General features: G+C 70.2%; 15 protein-coding genes. 13 read left to right on the top strand and 2 right to left on the bottom strand.

The genetic code is table 11. The annotated features are described in order from the left end of the window. Window positions 1-2: 2 nt before the first annotated feature. On the top strand, window positions 3-893 hold the full coding sequence (locus ACWEBX_RS10595) for a LysR family transcriptional regulator (protein ID WP_451884511.1): 891 nt from the start codon (window positions 3-5) through the stop codon (window positions 891-893). Between the two features lie 138 nt (window positions 894-1,031). Here the strand turns inward: ACWEBX_RS10595 and ACWEBX_RS10600 are convergent, their stop codons facing one another. Continuing rightward, complete coding sequence (locus ACWEBX_RS10600; protein WP_451884512.1) at window positions 1,032-2,798, bottom strand: PucR family transcriptional regulator; 1,767 nt, start codon at window positions 2,796-2,798, stop codon at window positions 1,032-1,034. Window positions 2,799-3,082: 284 nt separating this feature from the next. Between ACWEBX_RS10600 and dnaK the strand changes: the two genes are divergently transcribed. The 8 genes from dnaK to ACWEBX_RS10640 are packed head-to-tail and all read left to right on the top strand — an operon-like array spanning window position 3,083 to window position 12,121. Continuing rightward, on the top strand, window positions 3,083-4,984 hold the full coding sequence (gene dnaK, locus ACWEBX_RS10605; protein ID WP_451884513.1) for a molecular chaperone DnaK: 1,902 nt from the start codon (window positions 3,083-3,085) through the stop codon (window positions 4,982-4,984). Window positions 4,985-4,992: 8 nt separating this feature from the next. Then, the gene (grpE, locus tag ACWEBX_RS10610) at window positions 4,993-5,601 is read left to right on the top strand and encodes a nucleotide exchange factor GrpE (protein WP_451884514.1); all 609 of its coding nucleotides are present in this window, start codon (window positions 4,993-4,995) and stop codon (window positions 5,599-5,601) included. Between the two features lie 6 nt (window positions 5,602-5,607). After that, window positions 5,608-6,561, top strand: coding sequence for a DnaJ C-terminal domain-containing protein (locus tag ACWEBX_RS10615; protein ID WP_451884515.1), 954 nt, complete (start codon window positions 5,608-5,610; stop codon window positions 6,559-6,561). After that, window positions 6,558-6,965: a chaperone modulator CbpM gene (locus ACWEBX_RS10620; RefSeq protein WP_451884516.1), complete on the top strand. Its 408-nt coding sequence runs from the start codon at window positions 6,558-6,560 to the stop codon at window positions 6,963-6,965. Before ACWEBX_RS10615 ends, ACWEBX_RS10620 begins: the two co-directional genes overlap by 4 nt. Beyond that, window positions 6,956-9,595 carry an ATP-dependent chaperone ClpB gene (gene clpB / locus ACWEBX_RS10625; protein WP_451884517.1) on the top strand — a complete coding sequence of 880 codons (2,640 nt, stop codon included), beginning with the start codon at window positions 6,956-6,958 and terminating at the stop codon, window positions 9,593-9,595. The genes ACWEBX_RS10620 and clpB overlap by 10 nt, the downstream gene beginning before the upstream one ends. Further along, window positions 9,592-10,047 carry a thioredoxin gene (gene trxA / locus ACWEBX_RS10630; protein WP_451884518.1) on the top strand — a complete coding sequence of 152 codons (456 nt, stop codon included), beginning with the start codon at window positions 9,592-9,594 and terminating at the stop codon, window positions 10,045-10,047. The genes clpB and trxA overlap by 4 nt, the downstream gene beginning before the upstream one ends. Continuing rightward, the gene (locus ACWEBX_RS10635; RefSeq protein ID WP_451884519.1) at window positions 10,044-10,307 is read left to right on the top strand and encodes a UBP-type zinc finger domain-containing protein; all 264 of its coding nucleotides are present in this window, start codon (window positions 10,044-10,046) and stop codon (window positions 10,305-10,307) included. The genes trxA and ACWEBX_RS10635 overlap by 4 nt, the downstream gene beginning before the upstream one ends. Continuing rightward, the gene (locus tag ACWEBX_RS10640; protein ID WP_451884520.1) at window positions 10,307-12,121 is read left to right on the top strand and encodes an FAD-dependent oxidoreductase; all 1,815 of its coding nucleotides are present in this window, start codon (window positions 10,307-10,309) and stop codon (window positions 12,119-12,121) included. The genes ACWEBX_RS10635 and ACWEBX_RS10640 overlap by 1 nt, the downstream gene beginning before the upstream one ends. Before the next feature lie 175 nt (window positions 12,122-12,296). Here the strand turns inward: ACWEBX_RS10640 and ACWEBX_RS10645 are convergent. After that, window positions 12,297-13,102 (bottom strand): IS5 family transposase gene (locus ACWEBX_RS10645; RefSeq protein WP_451884521.1). Its coding sequence is split into 2 segments (ribosomal slippage): window positions 12,297-12,757 and window positions 12,757-13,102, totalling 807 coding nucleotides; the frame shifts between segments, so codons are not numbered across the junction. A 117-nt stretch (window positions 13,103-13,219) separates the two neighbouring features. On the opposite strand from ACWEBX_RS10645, the gene ACWEBX_RS10650 reads away from it, so the two are divergent. From ACWEBX_RS10650 to ACWEBX_RS10665, 4 genes are all read left to right on the top strand, one after another. Further along, window positions 13,220-13,699 (top strand): hypothetical protein, encoded by a 480-nt coding sequence (locus tag ACWEBX_RS10650; RefSeq protein ID WP_451884522.1) that lies wholly within the window; start codon window positions 13,220-13,222, stop codon window positions 13,697-13,699. Window positions 13,700-14,384: 685 nt separating this feature from the next. Then, a complete protein-coding gene (locus tag ACWEBX_RS10655) occupies window positions 14,385-14,648 on the top strand; it encodes a helix-turn-helix transcriptional regulator (RefSeq protein ID WP_175255088.1) in 264 nt (87 codons plus the stop codon). A gap of 159 nt (window positions 14,649-14,807) precedes the next feature. Then, window positions 14,808-15,695 (top strand): DUF6083 domain-containing protein, encoded by an 888-nt coding sequence (locus ACWEBX_RS10660; protein WP_451884523.1) that lies wholly within the window; start codon window positions 14,808-14,810, stop codon window positions 15,693-15,695. Then, window positions 15,692-16,171: a hypothetical protein gene (locus ACWEBX_RS10665; RefSeq protein ID WP_451884524.1), complete on the top strand. Its 480-nt coding sequence runs from the start codon at window positions 15,692-15,694 to the stop codon at window positions 16,169-16,171. The genes ACWEBX_RS10660 and ACWEBX_RS10665 overlap by 4 nt, the downstream gene beginning before the upstream one ends. Window positions 16,172-16,235: the final 64 nt, after the last annotated feature.

Below are 16,235 nucleotides of genomic sequence, written 5' to 3' on the forward strand. Positions count from 1 at the left end.
GTGTGGAGCTACGTCAGCTGGAGCACTTCATCGCGGTCGCCGAGGAGCTGAGTTTCACGCGTGCCGCCCGTCGGCTGCACGTGGTGCAGTCCGGGGTGTCCGCCGCGATCCGCTCCCTGGAGCGCGAGCTCGGCTGTGCGCTGTTCGAGCGCACGTCGCAGCAGGTCCGGCTCACCGGGGCGGGCGCGGCGCTGCTGCCGGAGGCTCGGGCCACCCTGCACGCCGCCCAGGAGGCCCAGGACGCCGTGCGCGCCGCACAGGACACGCTGCGCGGCACGGTGAATGCGGGCGCGATGGCCTCGGTCGAGGTGGTGGACCTGCCTGCGCTCCTCGGGCAGCTGCACGCGCGGCATCCGGCGATCGACGTCCGGCTGCGGCTGGCGACGACTGGATCGGCGGGACTGGCGCACGCGCTGCTCAGCGGGGACCTGGACGTGGCCTTCTTGTCGCTGCCCGAGCACAGACCCGCCGGGATCGACGCACGGGAGCTGGCCACCGTGCCGCTCGTCCTGGTGGTGAGCGCCGCCCATCCGCTCACGCAGCGGGGGGAGGTGGCACTTGCGGACCTCGCGGGGGAGCCCTTCGTGGACTTCCCGCCGGGCTACGGCAACCGCGAGGTGGTCGACCGGGCGTTCGCGGTGGAGGGCGTCGTACGCCGGGTGGCACTGGAAGTGCCCGACATCGATATGGGGGCGGCACTGGTCCGGCACGGTCTGGGCATCGCCTTCCTGCCCGCGTTCGCCGTTGCCCGCACCCCCGGCCTGCACGTCCTGGACGTCCACGGCACCATGCTCCGCTGGAGCATGCATCTCGGCACGTCGTCGACCCGGCGGCCCAGCTCGGCCCTGCGGGCGCTGCTCGACCTGGTCGACCACCACGTCATCGCCCTGTGACGCCCGGGCCGCGGCCCGGGCGTCTCTCGTCGGGGGTGTCTGTCCGGGCCCCTGCCCCCGCCTCGCTCCGGCCGCGACATCTTGGGCAGCTCGCCCAACTGCTGCTGACGCCGATCGCGCAAGAGTTCTAGCGAGGCATCAGCCGGGGCCGCCCAGCACGATCTTCCACACTCGGGTCGCCACCTGGAGGTTCAGCCGGTCCTCGACGTTCGCGAGGTCGTTGCCGCTGATGTCGCGGATGCGCTGGAGCCGGTAGCGCAGCGTGCTGCGGTGGATCGCGAGGGAGTCCGCGGTCTCGTCGTAGTTGCCGCCGCAGTCGAAGTACCGGGACAGGGTCTCCACCATGGCCGTGTGGTGCCGGGAGTCGTAGTCGATGAGCTGCCCGAGCCACTCCTGGACGAACGTCTCCAGTTCCCGGTAATCGTTGCCAGGCCCCAGGATGCGGTAGAGGCCGAGCTCGTCGAAGAACGTCGTGCCGTAGCGCTCGCGGGAGTGGCGGCGCACGTCCATGGCGCGCCGCGCCTCCTCGTAGTGGTGGGGGATGTCGTCCAGGGAGTCGCAAGGGGCGCTCACCCCGATCGTCCCGGACCGGGTCCCGGTCTCCCGGGCGAGCGCCTCGTACAACGCGCAGGCGTGTGGCCTGTCGTCCGCGACCAGGACCACGTGGTCGGAACGTCGGGTCAGCAGCGAGCGCATGCCCACGTTAGAGGCCGCCTGTCCCACGGTCTGCGCGAAGGAATCGTCCGCAGTCCGGTTCGGCCACTGCACCACGACGATGTAGTGGCTGCGGTGCAGGTCGTGTCCGACTGCCTCGTACCGGGCGTTGGCGCTCGCTTCGTCCGTCCCTGCCAGGAGGTCGTCGACCAGCTCGCGGTGCAGCCTCAGCTCCACTTCGGCCAGATTGCGCAGGTGCGCCAGCTCCGGGGCGAGCGACGCGGCGGCGTGTTCCAGCGCGAGTACGGTGTGCTCGTCGGCCTCGTCCCGAACATCGACCAGGGCGAGCACGCCCAGGATCTCGCCGCGCGGGCGGACCAGGGTGATCAGCCGGTCCTTTATCCGCACCGGCCCGGCCTGACGGGCGACGGCGTGCAGCATTTCGTCCTGACGCACGGGGTCCGGCTCGGGATAGGGGTCGGGGCGGCCGGGGCCGGTCCAGGACCTCAGCCGACCGAAGCGGTCCTCGACCAGCGCGGGGAGTCCAGTGAGCCTGTGCAGTGCGCGGGTGATGGCTTCCTCACCGCCGCCCGAGGCAGCGACATCGGCCATGAGCGCGTGAACGGCCCGCTGGTACCTCAGCTCGGCCACGACGGAGATCAGCTGCCGCTGGAGGGTTGTGCGTTCGTCCCTCAGTCGGTGCAGCTCCAACGCGTCCTCGCGTTGGCGGCGATCTGCGAAGGCGAGTGACAGTGCAGCAGCGGTGTGCCGGACGAGCTTGGCGAGCAGGGATTGCTCGGCCTCGGATGGCCGGGAGCGGGACGTCACCACGAGGTAGCCGTGGAGTCCCTCAAGTCCGCGTAGCCCCAGGGCCCGGCCCCAGGGCCTGCCGGGTACGGTCACAGGGCCGTCCTGCCCGGCCAGCTCCCGCACCCTCCGGCCCACGGCCGAGGCATGCGTCTGCCCGTTCCTCGGGCTGGGCACCAGGTCGCCGTCCACCTTGAGGTATCCGGCCTCGGCGCTGTATGGCCCTGCGGCGGCTATGTGGTCCATGGCCAGGCGCAGGATCTCGCCTTCGTACGGGGTGTCGAACAGAGCGCGGGAGAGCACCATCAGTTTGCGGAGGGCCTGATCGGCCGGGGTTGGAGCGGGTGGGCGAGGCGCTGTCCGCGCAGCCGCGAGGTGCCGCCGGCCGCTGCCCTCGCGGAGGCTGTCCTCCCGGTACAGGTGGTGCGCCCGGATGCTGGCCATCGGATCACTCCGTTCTCCTCGAGCCTACAGCCGAGGGGTGGTACTCCCTCCCGTCCGGCTCGTCCGAGATGTTCGGATTCCTCCTCTCGTACTCGTGGGGCGACCGGAGCCGTGCATTCCTGACTCGCCAGGCGCAGGCGTGGAGCCACCCGGTTCGTCACCCTGGGCAGTGCTCGAGACCCTCCGTGCGCACAGGCAGGAAACCGGCGGAGGTCCCACCCCCCTACCTGAAACGAACGTGATCCGGAGAGTCGACGCAGGCGCCGTACCGGGAGGAGTTCCTCATGGCCAAGGCAGTGGGCATCGACCTGGGCACCACCAACTCGGTGATCGCCGTGTGGGAGGGCGGCGAGCCGTCCGTCGTGCCCAACAACGAGGGCAACCGCACGACCCCGTCCGTGGTGGCCTTCACCGACACCGGGGAACGTCTGGTGGGCCAGCTGGCCCGGCGCCAGGCGATCCTCAACCCGAAGGGCACCATCTACTCGGCCAAGCGGTTCATCGGCCGGCACTTCGACGAGATCTCCGACGAGGCCAGAGCAGTGGCCTACGACGTCGTCGAAGGCGACGGCGGGGCGGCCCGCTTCAAGGTGCGCGACAAGCTGTACGCGCCTGAGGAGATCAGCGCACAGGTGCTGCGCAAGCTCGCCGACGACGCCTCCAAGCAGCTCGGGGAGAAGGTCACGGAGGCGGTCATCACGGTGCCCGCCTACTTCAACGACGCTCAGCGCACCGCCACCAAGGACGCCGGACGGATCGCGGGACTGGAGGTGCTGCGGATCATCAACGAGCCGACCGCAGCGGCCCTCGCGTACGGCATGGACAAGAAGGAGCACGAGACCGTCCTCGTCTTCGACCTGGGCGGCGGCACCTTCGACGTGAGCATCCTCGACGTCGGCGACGGCGTGGTGGAGGTGCGCTCCACCGCCGGCGACAGCCACCTGGGCGGCGACGACTTCGACCGGCGCTTGGTGGACTACCTCGCGGACGACTTCCAGAAGGAGAACGGCATCGACCTGCGCAAGGACCCGCAGGCGCTGCAACGACTGTTCGAGGCGGCGGAGAAGGCCAAGACCGAGCTCAGTTCGGTGACGCAGACGCAGGTCAGCCTGCCGTTCATCACCGCCGACGCCTCGGGCCCCAAGCACCTCACCGACTCGATCATGCGGTCCACGTTCGAGCAGATCACCGGCGACCTGGTGGAGCGCTGCCTGGGACCGGTGCAGCAGGCGATGACCGACGCCAAGGTCGGCGAGAGCGACATCGACGAGGTCATCCTCGTAGGCGGCTCCACCCGTATCCCGGCGGTCCAGGCCCTGGTCCGTCGGCTGACCGGCGGCAAGGCACCCAACATGAGCGTCAACCCCGACGAGGTCGTGGCCCTGGGTGCCGCGATCCAGGCCGGGGTGCTCAAGGGCGAGGTCAAGGACGTCCTGCTGCTCGACGTCACACCCTTGTCGCTGGGCGTGGAGACGCGCGGCGGAGTGATGACGAAGATCATCGAGCGGAACACCACCATCCCGGTGCGTCGCAGCGAGACCTTCTCCACCGCCGAGGACAACCAGCCGGCCGTCGATGTGGTGGTCCTCCAGGGCGAGCGCGAGCGGGCCGCCGACAACCGGGTGCTGGGCCGGTTCCAGCTCACCGACATCCGGCCGGCGCCGCGGGGCGAAGCACAGATCGAGGTCACCTTCGACATCGACGCCAACGGCATCCTCAACGTCAAGGCCCGCGACCGGGACACCGGCAAGGAACAGGGCATCACCATCAGCGAGAGCTCCAACCTGGACCGCAGCGAGGTCGAACGCATGGTCCAGGAGGCCGAGCGCAACCAGGGCGAGGACCATGCACTCCGCGAGGCCGTCGACGCCCGCAACGAACTCGACGCCGTCGCGTACCAGGTCGAGAAGCGTCTCACCGAACTGGGCGACGCAGCACCCGCGCACGAGAAGGCACGCGCCGAGATGCTCGTGTCCGACGCCCGGGCGGCGGTCAAGGAAGAGGCGGGCGTGGAGCGCGTGCGGCCCCTGACCTCCGAACTCCAGCAGTTGCTCGCCGGGCTGGCGGCCCATCAGGGCGCCGCCACCGCGGACGGCGGTCCCGGCCAGGATGCCGCCACCGGTGGTCCCACGAGCGGCGACGCCGGTGACGACGATGTCATCGACGCAGAATTCGACAAGGGCTGAGGCGCGCCATGCCCACCCACCCCCAGGAACCCGACCAGGCCGCGCCGGATCCGGGCGTACGGGTCCCAGAAAGCGCCGGACCCGCTCCTCGCGGGGATCTGCCCCAACCGGGCCCGCCCCGGCCCGAAGCGGCGAACGGCGAACCGGGGCCCGACGCCGCCGGCCCCGCGCCCGCCGAGGACGAGTACACGACCGCGATCCAGGAACTGGAGGACCGCTGGCGGCGCGCACTCGCCGACCTCGACAACCTTCGCAAGCGTCACGCCAGGGAACTGGAGCGCGAACGGGCGGTCGAACGGTCCCGCACGGCGGCCGCCTTCCTGCCCGTCCTCGACAACCTCGAACTCGCCCTGACCCACGCCGGCGCCGATCCGGGCGCGATCGTGGAGGGCATCCGGGCCGTACGCGACCAGGCCGTGAACGTCCTCGAACTGCTCGGCTACCCGCGCCACGCGGAGACCGGCGTCGCCTTCGACCCGGCCCGGCACGAGGTGGTCGGTGTCGTCCAGAACCCGGACGCCCCACCGGGCACGGTCGTCGAGGTGCTGCGCCCCGGCTACGGGGACGGCCAGAGGCAACTCAGGCCCGCCGCGGTGACCGTCGCGAAGCGGGAGTGACCGGCGATGGCACGGGACTACTACGAGGTGCTCGGCGTGTCGCGGAGCGCGAGCCAGGACGAGATCCAGCAGGCGTATCGCAAACTCGCCCGCAGGTACCACCCCGACGTCAACAAGGACCCCGCGGCGGAGGAGCGTTTCAAGGACCTCAACGAGGCACACAGCGTCCTGTCCGATCCCAAGACCCGGGCCCGCTACGACCGCTTCGGCGAGGACTTCCGCAAGATCCCCGAGGACTTCGACGAACGGGTCGCGGCCGGAGCGGGCGGCGGCTTCCGCGGTCGGAGGACCGCGGGCGCGGGCGGCCCCCGTGTCCGATACGCCACCGGCTTCGGCGACGACTTCGGCGCGGAAGGCATTGACATCGAGGACCTGCTCGGCTCCATGTTCGGAGCCGGCGCCGCCCCAGGCGGCGTCCCCGGAGCGGACCAGGAGGCCGAGCTGCAGCTCACCGTCGAGGAGGCGTACCGAGGCGGCCGTCGCACCGTCACGCTCGCCGGTCCCACCGGGCAGCCGCGGCGGTACGAGGTCGACGTCCCGCCGGGCGTCACCGACGGGCAGCGCATCCGGCTGGCGGGCGAGGGCGGCCGGGGCAGTGGTGACGCCGCCGCGGGCGACCTGTACCTGCGGGTGCGCATCCAGCCCCACCCCCGGTTCCGGCTGGACGGCCGCGACGTGCACATCCAGGTCCCGGTCGCCCCCTGGGAGGCGGCCCTGGGTGCGACCGTGCCGGTGCCCACGCCCGGCGGGAGCACGGCCAAGGTCACGGTGCCCGCGGGTTCGTCCAGCGGCCGGCGGCTGCGGCTGCGTGGCGAGGGCATGCCGAACCCGCGCGGCGCGAACGGCGACCTGTACGCCGAACTCCGCATCATGGTGCCGCCCACCCTCGGCGACCGGGAGCGCGAACTGTTCGAGGAGCTCGCCGCCACTTCCTCGTTCGACCCCAGGAGGACGCGATGAACGACCGACCCGCGGGAGCGGCAGGCAGCGGCTGGGCAGACGGGGGCGCCCGGCCGGTACGAACGGGCGCGGACATCACCGCCTCGACGGCTGTCCGGTACGCGCTCGTGCCCGCCCCCAGGCTCTCCCTCGACACCGTGGCCCGTCGCTCGGGCCTCCACCCCGATCTGATCCGCCGGTTCGTCGCCCTCGGCCTGGTCGACGCCGAACGCGACGCCACGGGGCACCTGGTGTTCGATCCCACGGCCCCGGCGGTCCTTGCCCGCATCCAGCGGCTGCGCACCGGACTGTGCCTCAACTACGCATCCATCGGCCTGGTGCTCGACCTGCTCGACCGCATCAGCCTGCTCGAAGCCGCCCTGCGCGGCCGCGGCACGAGGAGTGAAACACCCCCATGGACATGAACCGTCTCACCCAGAAGTCCCAAGGAGCCCTCCAGGAGGCCCAGACCGCGGCCGTCGGCATGGGGCACACCGAGGTCGACGGGGAACACCTGCTGCTCGCACTCCTCGACCAGGAGGACGGCCTGATCCCGCGGTTGCTGCAACAGGCCGGCACCGATCCGAAGGAACTGCGCGCTGCCGTGCGCGAGGAACTCTCCCGCCGCCCGAAGGTCACCGGCCCCGGCGCGGCACCCGGCCAGGTCTTCGTCACCCAGCGCCTCTCCCGGCTGCTCGACGCCGCCGAACGGGAGGCCAAGCGCCTCAAGGACGAGTACGTGTCCGTGGAACACCTCCTGCTCGCCCTGGCCGAGGAGAGCTCTTCGACCGCCGCCGGGCGACTGCTCAAACAGGCCGGCATCACCAGGGACTCGTTCCTGGGCGCGCTCACCCAGGTCCGCGGCAACCAGCGCGTCACCTCCGCCAACCCCGAAGTGGCCTACGAGGCTCTGGAGAAGTACGGCCGAGACCTGGTCCTCGAGGCTCGGTCGGGGCGGCTGGACCCGGTCATCGGCCGTGACGCGGAGATCCGCCGCGTCACCCAGATCCTCAGCCGCAAGACCAAGAACAACCCCGTCCTCATCGGCGACCCCGGCGTCGGCAAGACCGCCATCGTCGAGGGCCTGGCCCAGCGCATCGTTCGCGGCGACGTCCCCGAGGGCCTGCGCGACAAGACGGTGTTCGCCCTCGACATGGGCTCCCTGGTCGCCGGTGCCAAGTACCGCGGCGAGTTCGAGGAACGCCTCAAGGCCGTACTGTCCGAGGTGAAGGCCGCCCAGGGGCGCATCCTGCTCTTCGTCGACGAACTCCACACCGTCGTAGGAGCGGGCGCCGCCGAAGGGGCCATGGACGCGGGCAACATGCTCAAGCCGATGCTCGCCCGCGGCGAACTCCACATGATCGGCGCCACCACCCTCGACGAGTACCGCAAGCACATCGAGAAGGACGCCGCCCTCGAACGCCGCTTCCAACAGGTCCTGGTCGGCGAACCGAGTGTGGAGGACACCATCTCCATCCTGCGCGGACTGCGCGAACGCCTGGAGGTGTTCCACGGCGTGAAGATCCAGGACACCGCGCTGGTCTCCGCGGCCACCCTCAGCCACCGCTACATCACCGATCGATTCCTGCCCGACAAGGCCATCGACCTCGTCGACGAGGCGTGCGCCCGGCTGCGTACCGAGATCGACTCGATGCCCGCCGAACTCGACGAGATCACCCGCCGCGTCACCCGCCTGGAAATCGAGGAAGCGGCCCTGTCCAAGGAGACCGACCCCGCCAGCAAAACCCGCCTGGAGGAGCTGCGCAGGGAGTTGGCCGACCTGCGCGGCGAGGCCGACGCCAAACACGCCCAGTGGGAGGCCGAACGGCAGGCCATCCGCCGCGTGCAGGAACTGCGCCAGGAACTGGAGCAGGTCCGTCACGACGCGGAGGAGGCCGAACGCGCCTACGACCTCAACCGCGCCGCCGAACTCCGCTACGGCCGACTCCAGGACCTGGAGCGCCGACTCGCCGCAGAGGAGGACCAACTGGCCTCCAAACAAGGGCAGAACCGGCTCCTGCGCGAGGTCGTCACCGAGGAGGAGATCGCCGAGATCGTCGCCGCCTGGACCGGCATCCCCGTCGCCCGCCTCCAGGAGGGCGAACGCGAGAAACTGCTGCGCCTCGACGAGATCCTGCGCGAGCGCGTCATCGGCCAGGACGAAGCCGTCAAGCTCGTCGCCGACGCCATCATCCGCGCCCGCTCCGGCATCCGCGACCCTCGCCGCCCCATCGGCTCGTTCATCTTCCTCGGCCCCACCGGCGTCGGGAAGACCGAGCTGGCCAAGACCCTCGCCCGGACCCTGTTCGACTCCGAGGAGAACATGGTCCGCCTCGACATGAGTGAGTACCAGGAGCGGCACACCGTCAGCCGGCTCATGGGCGCACCGCCCGGATACGTCGGCTACGAGGAAGGCGGCCAGCTCACCGAGGCCGTACGCCGCAAGCCGTACTCGGTCGTGCTGTTCGACGAGATCGAGAAGGCGCACACCGATGTCTTCAACACCCTGCTGCAGATCCTCGATGACGGCCGCATCACCGACTCCCAGGGCCGAACCGTCAACTTCCGCAACACCGTGATCATCATGACGTCCAACATCGGCTCCGAGCACCTCCTCGACGGCGCCACCGCCGAAGGTGAGATCAAGCCCGACGCCCGCGCCCTGGTGATGGGCGAGCTGCGCGGGCACTTCCGCCCGGAGTTCCTCAACCGCGTCGACGACATCGTGCTGTTCAAACCGCTCGGCGAGCGGCAGATCGAGCGCATCGTGGAACTGCAGTTCGACGAACTGCGACAGCGGCTCACCGAACGCCGCATCACCGTCGAACTCACCGACGCCGCCCGGGAAGTGATCGCCCACCAGGGCTACGACCCGGTGTACGGGGCCCGGCCACTGCGCCGCTACATCTCCCACGAGGTCGAGACACTGGTCGGACGCGCCCTGCTGCGCGGCGACGTCCAGGACGGCGCGACGGTCCGCGTCGACGCCGAACACGGAGAGCTGGTGGTCACCTACGACCAGCCCGAGGACGTGAAGGGAGCACGGGCGGCATGAGCACGATGCAGGCGACGACCGTCAGTTGTCCCAACTGCGGGCGCACCAACCGGGTGCCCGTGGCCGCGGAGGGCCGCCCCAAGTGCGGCCACTGCAAGCAGCCCCTGCCGTGGATGGTGGACGCGGGCGACGACGACTTCACCGAGGTCGCCGAGCGGGCCGACGTCCCCGTCGTGGTCGACCTGTGGGCCACCTGGTGCGGCCCCTGCCGCATGGTCAGCCCCGCGCTGGAGAAGGTCGCCACCGATCTCGCCGGCCGCATCAAACTCGTCAAGGTCGACATCGACAAGAACCCGCGGCTGTCGCAGCGTTTCGAGGTCCAGGCGGTACCGACACTGCTCGTCCTCGACCGGGGCGAGACGGTCGCCCGGCAGGCGGGGGCGGCACCCGCCCCCGCTCTGCGCCAGTGGGTGGAACAGTCGATCACGGCCCGGGAAGGGCGATCCGGATGACCCTGCACGCAGACCCCCACCTCGCGCTCGTCCGGCCGGTCCAGCCGCTGACCCCAGAAGGGTGTCAGGAGTGTCTGCTGCTCGGCTCCCCGTGGGTCCACCTGAGGATCTGCCTGACCTGCGGGCACGTCGGCTGCTGTGACTCCTCGCCGAACAAGCACGCGCGCAGGCACGCGGCTGCCGACGCCCATCCCATCGTGCAGTCGTTCCAGCCCGGCGAGGAATGGCGCTGGTGCTACGTTCACGAGGCGTTCGTCTGATGTCCGGCGACCAGCCGCTGCCGGGCGGAGAACCGGTGCCGGAGGAAGCGGACGAGACCGCCTTCCGGGAGACCTCGGACACCTGCGGCGCGTATCCGCGCCTTACGGAGGACCAGACAGCACGTCTGGCGGAGCACGGGCAACGCCGGAGCATGGCTCCGAACGACGTGCTGATCCAGGAGGGGGAGCGCTGCGAGACGTTCTTCGTCGTCCTCAGCGGTACCGTCGCCGTCGTCGAGGACTACGGCACTCCCGAGGAGCACGTGCTGCGCGTGCACGGCCCCGGTCGCTTCATCGGCGAACTCGGGCTGCTGCACGGGCAGGTGGCCTTCTACACCGCTGTCGCCAGGGAGCCGGGCGAGGTCCTCGTCGTCTCCTTGGACCAGTTGCGCCACCTGGTGTCCCAGGACCCCACCATCGGGGACGTTGTGCTGCGCGCCTGTCTGGGCCGTCGCGCGCTGCTCGTCGGACAGGGCGTCGGCTTCCGCATCATCGGCTCGCGCTACTCACCCGACACCAGGCGGCTGCGCGAGTTCGCCATCCGCAACCGGCTGCCGCACCGCTGGATCGACCTGGAGACCGACGAGGAGGCCGAGGACCTGCTGCGCCGCTTCGGCGTCGGCCCGGAGGAGACACCGCTCGTCATCTGGCGGGACACCACCCTGTTGCGCAACCCCAGCAACGCGGACCTGGCCCGGCTCATCGGCCTGCCGTCACTGCCCGCCGGAAACCGACACGGTGACGTCCTCATCGTCGGCTCCGGACCCGCCGGCCTCGCTGCCGCGGTGTACGCCGCCTCCGAGGGCCTGAGCACCACCGTGGTGGAGGCGATGGCCACCGGTGGCCAGGCCGGCACGTCGTCCCGCATCGAGAACCTGCTCGGCTTCCCCGCCGGCATCTCCGGCGCCGAACTCACCGAACGCGCCGTGCTCCAGGCCGACAAGTTCGGCGCCAGGATCAGCCTTCCGGTGGAGGCGACCGGTCTCCGTCCCAAGGACGAGGACCACTACGTGGTGGCGTTCGCCGACGGCAGCGAGATCGCCGCCCGCGCCGTCGTCCTGGCCACGGGTGCCCGCTACCGCCGGCTCCAGGTGCCCGGCATCGAACGCCTGGAGGGAACGAGCGTCCACTACTCGGCGACCGTCTACGAGGCCCAGCAGTGCCGCACCGACCCGGTGGCCGTCATCGGCGGAGGCAACTCGGCGGGCCAGGCGGTGCTGTTCCTCGCCGGGTACGCGCCGAAGGTGTGCCTGCTGGTTCGAGGACCCAGCCTTGAGGCCAACATGTCCCGCTACCTGGTCGACCAGGTCGAACGCCATCCGCGGGTGGAGGTCATGCTGCACACCGAGGTCACCGAGGTCATCGGCCAGGAGGTGCTGGAGGAGCTCGACGTGGTCGACAACCGCACGGGCGGGCACCACCGGCTCGCGGTACGGGGCCTGTTCGTCTTCACCGGCGCCGACCCCCACACCGAGTGGCTCGCCGGCTTCACCGCCCTCGACTCCCGCGGCTTCGTCCTCACCGGCCCGGAGGCCCAGGAAGCCTGCGCCTACCCCGAGGTGTGGGACGGCCGCGGGCGCTCGTGCATGACTCTGGAGACCAGCCTGCCAGGGGTCTTCGCGGTGGGGGACGTCCGTAGCGGCTCGGTGAAGCGGGTGGCCTCGGCGGCCGGTGAGGGCGCGATGGCCATCCACTTCGTGCACCGGCACCTGGGGCACTCGGCCGCACCCGGCACCACGGGCACGTCCGTTGCCGCGGGCGGCTCGGACGCCTCCCCACGCACACGTCACAAGGAGTCCGCATGGCTCGCATGACGAATGGCGGCCGATGAGATCACGAGAAGGAAGACTGAGGCGATGGCGGTGGCCGTCCGGCGGCACCGCGGTGGCGGTCTGCCGGAAAGGCCCGTCTGGGCACCCACCCCTCTCAGCCGCCTGGTCGAGGTCGACGAACTGCTCGACCAGGTGAGCGGCCTGCTTAGAAGTCATCTCATTTGGTGAGTCGGCGGTAGCAGATCAGAGTGCAGGCGATGGCGGCGAAGGCGAGGAAGTGTTCGGCTTTGCGCTCGTAGCGGCGGTGGAGTCTGCGGCAGCCGGCGAGCCAGGCGACGGACCGCTCCACGACCCAGCGGTGGCGGCCCAGGTGGGTGGAGGACTCGATGCCGCGTCGGGCCAGGCGGTGCGTGATGCCCCGGTTGCGGAGCCATTGCCGTAGGTGGCGGTAGTCGTAGCCCTTGTCGCCGTGCAGCTTGCCGGGTTTGCGGCGGCGCGGCCCGCGGCGTGAGCGGATCGGCGGGATGCCCCGTACGAGAGGCTCCAGGCCCTGGCTGTCGTGCATGTTCGCACCCGAGATGCCGACCGACAGGGGCAGCCCGGTCCGTTCGGTGATCAAGTGGATCTTCGACCCGTACGTGCCGCGATCCACCGGATTCGGACCCGTCAGATCCCCTTTTTCAGGGCCTGCATGTTCACCGAGTCGATCACACAGCGGGACCAGTCCAGTTCTCCGCGGGAACCGAGTTCGTCCAGGACCAGGCGATGGAGCTTCGCCCACACCCGGGCCTTGGACCACTCGGTGAAACGCCGGTGGGCTGTCGCTCCCGAAGGTCCGAACGAGGCGGAGGGCAGCTGCTGCCACGTGCAGCCCGACGTGGCCACGAACACGATCGCGGCCGGCACCTCCCGATCCCCGTGCCGACGCCGGCCGCCTCCCTGAGGCCGACTCGGCGCCTCCGGCACCACCCGCTGGAACAACTCCCACAACTCATCCGGCACCAGCCGCTCAACAATCCCCACACCGGAAGCCTACCGAACCCACCAAATGAGATGACTTCTTATTGGCGTTGCTCTCGGGCGAGTTGAGCAGGAAGACGTGAGTTCAGGTGCCTTTTACTCGGTAACACGTGGCCGCCAGTGAATTTCACCAGCATCGCCGTCGCAGTGCCACGCCTCCAGGACCTTCGTACGGATGAGCCGGTCGAAGAGCTCGTCCAGTTGGGACTGCGACAGGCCGCACAGGTGGGTGAGGGTTTCGGCGTCGGCGCGTCCAGCGCCGGGCTCGGTGTGCGCGGCGAGCACCAGAGCGGTCAGTCGCACGGCTGGCGGTGCGGCTCGGGCAACGGCCAGAGGTACCGGGTGCAGAGCCCAGTGCGCGGCTCTGGCCCGATCCGTCCGGGCGGGTGCCGGCATGAGGGCGTCTGTGTCGAGCAGTTGCGCTTCTACGCCGCCCTGACCCTTGCCCGTTCCCGTCGGCCGGCAGCGCAACCACTCCGCGTGCTCGAGTTCCTGCCAAGGCACGGCATGACCGGCGAGACGCATTCCGCGCAGGAGCCCACCGGGCAGGTGCACCTGCCCGTGGCGATCGGCGCGCAGCGCGCACTGCAGCGCGAGTAGTCGGGCGGTCGAGGACGAGAAACGGGGCAGTACGGTCGCGAGACGGTTGAGCGTCTCCCGCACATGCCTGCGTTCGTCGTGCTTCTGAGGCCGGCTTCCCCGACGTCGCACGCGCGGCGGGCCAGTTGGGCAGGCCGTCAAGGTATCCGGAACGGCTGCTGCGTATGGAACTGCTCCTGCGCAGGCGGCGCACACGTCCGCCAGGCGCCAGATCCGGCCGCCCTGCTCGCGCATGAGCACTAGGAGCAGGGCGCCGGCGCACGGCTGCTGACGCGGGTGCCATCGGCAACCGCGTTCCCGGCACTGGCACGTGCGGAAATGAGGCGCAAGTACGTCACGGCGGGCATGCTCGGCCAGATGAGCAACAACGGCTGATCGTGCGGACGAGGCCTCCAGAGGCTGGCTCATCGGTGTACACAGGGGGCAGATCAGCTCCGGTCCGCCCGTCCGTGGTCGCAATTCGACCGTCCAGACACGCCGCACCGCCGTGTGCGTTGTGCAGAGCCTCATCGGGCACGTGCTCCTCCCGCCTCATCCGCGCCGATGCGCGCCTCGCGCAGGTGATCGGAAGCGGCTAACGGCCGCACGATAGTGCAGACCTCTGCCCGCCCATCTGGGTGACCAGGCGAAAATAGGGCAGAGGTCTGCACTGACAGGGCAGGGGGCTGCACCGTCGGATTGTCGAGTGACGATCTTCCCGCCCGATCCGAATCTCGACGCGTTGCGCCTGGAGCTCGCGCGTCTGCGGGCGGCACGCGGTTGGAGCTACGACGAACTTGCAGCCCGCAGCGGCCTGGCCAGGCGCACGCTCATCGAGATCGAGCAAGGCCGCACCATCGGCACCCTGAAGACCTGGCATGCCCTCGCTCACGCCTTGAGTACGCCGGTCGAGGAGCTCTTCGGATTCCTCTGCCAGGGGCACGAACCGCCTGAGGGTGCGGACGTCTGACGCCTGCGAAAAGGCTGTTACTCATCACTCGAACCGGCGACGTCGGAGTGAACGTGTGAACGGGCACTCGCACATCGGTCTTCATGGATGGGGCTGACTGGGGGACTCGTGCGTCACCGACGCTGCCCATCCGGCGTGTCGTCCGCCATCTTCGTGCCCATGCGCTCCACACCCCCACCATCAGGACGGCACTGGGACGGAACTCCTGTCACCGTCCACGCGCGGCGCTCCCTTCGTGTAGCTCCCGACGGCGTCACCCGGCTCCTCCGCTTCGGTCAGAGCGACCGCTGCCGCGACTGCGGCAACCGGTTCGAGTGGTACCACGGCATCAATCAGCGGCCCGTGCGGCTGCATCCCCACGAACTGCCGGTCGCCGCAGTGCCCACCTCCTGTCGCTGGCACGTCAGCTCCGGTGTCGCCCACCCCGCGGGCGACGGCAGCGACTGGTGCCGCTTGGAGCACGCCGCGCTCTGCCCCGCTCACTACACATCGCCGTCCGTGCCCGAACTGGCGGGACTGCGCCGCCGCCTGGCGATCAACACCCGCCGCATGATCGATGCCGGAGCCTTCGCTCCTCCTTCCGCGCCGCAGGACAATGAGGCGATGCCGTCGGGAGTCTGCCGCCCCGCCCGGCCTGTCGTGGAACTCCTGTACGTTCGCTACCTTGCTGCCAGCCCTGTCGACGAGATCCAGTGCGTCGCCCAGACTCGGCGCCGCCGCCGCTGCTCCAGCGCGCTACTCACCTATGAGGCCCCAGCAGGCGCCTGGCGCCTGGTACCTGCTACCGCTGCGGTCGGTCAACTCGCCTTGCCCAACGCGGTGATGGCCGTGTACGACCTGACGCGCCTGCCCTACGCCGAGCAGCTGCGCTGGCGGTCGCAGCGCTGCGTGCAGCACGCCGCCACGCCCTCCGCCGGGGATCTGACTGTCGCCCTCTGGGAACCCTTCGACCCGCTTATCCACCACGAGCACATCCACAGCCGGCTACCGGACCGCATCCGGCACCCCGGCCCAGCAGAGTGCGGCCGGAAGGCGGCCCGGCCGTGACACGGCACCACGCCATCGAGATCACCCTGACCCGGCCCGCCACCGCTGCCGAACTACACCGCGCCCGCCGCGCCGTGCCACTGGCAACCAACGCGGAGCGTACCCGGCTGATGGCCGTACAGCGGGCCAAGAATCCCAGCCGCGCCCTACGGACGCTGCGCCACCAGCTCGACGCGCTGCTACCCATTGACGTCCTGACCACGTACTACCCGGACCAGCACGGTCAGATCCGGCTCAACCTCGCTCTCAGCCACGCCGCTCGCACAGCCGTCCGTCGGGCTGCCGCTACCCGGGGCCAACGGCCTCAGGATTTCCTCAGCCAGAGCGTGACCACAGCCCTTGCCCGGCACGAACGACAGCGAGTCCAGCGCCTGACGACACATCTGGAAGGCCTGCACACCCACTACTCCGCCGAAGAAGTACTGATCAGTGCAGCCAGTGCCCTTCACTGCCGACGTGTACCAGCGAACCGGTAGTGCCCCTACGGCGCTCCACAGATCCGACCGCCAGCACGATCCCCTCCCCAATTCGCGGAGTCCC

This window comes from Streptomyces sp. NPDC005070 (assembly GCF_053600395.1).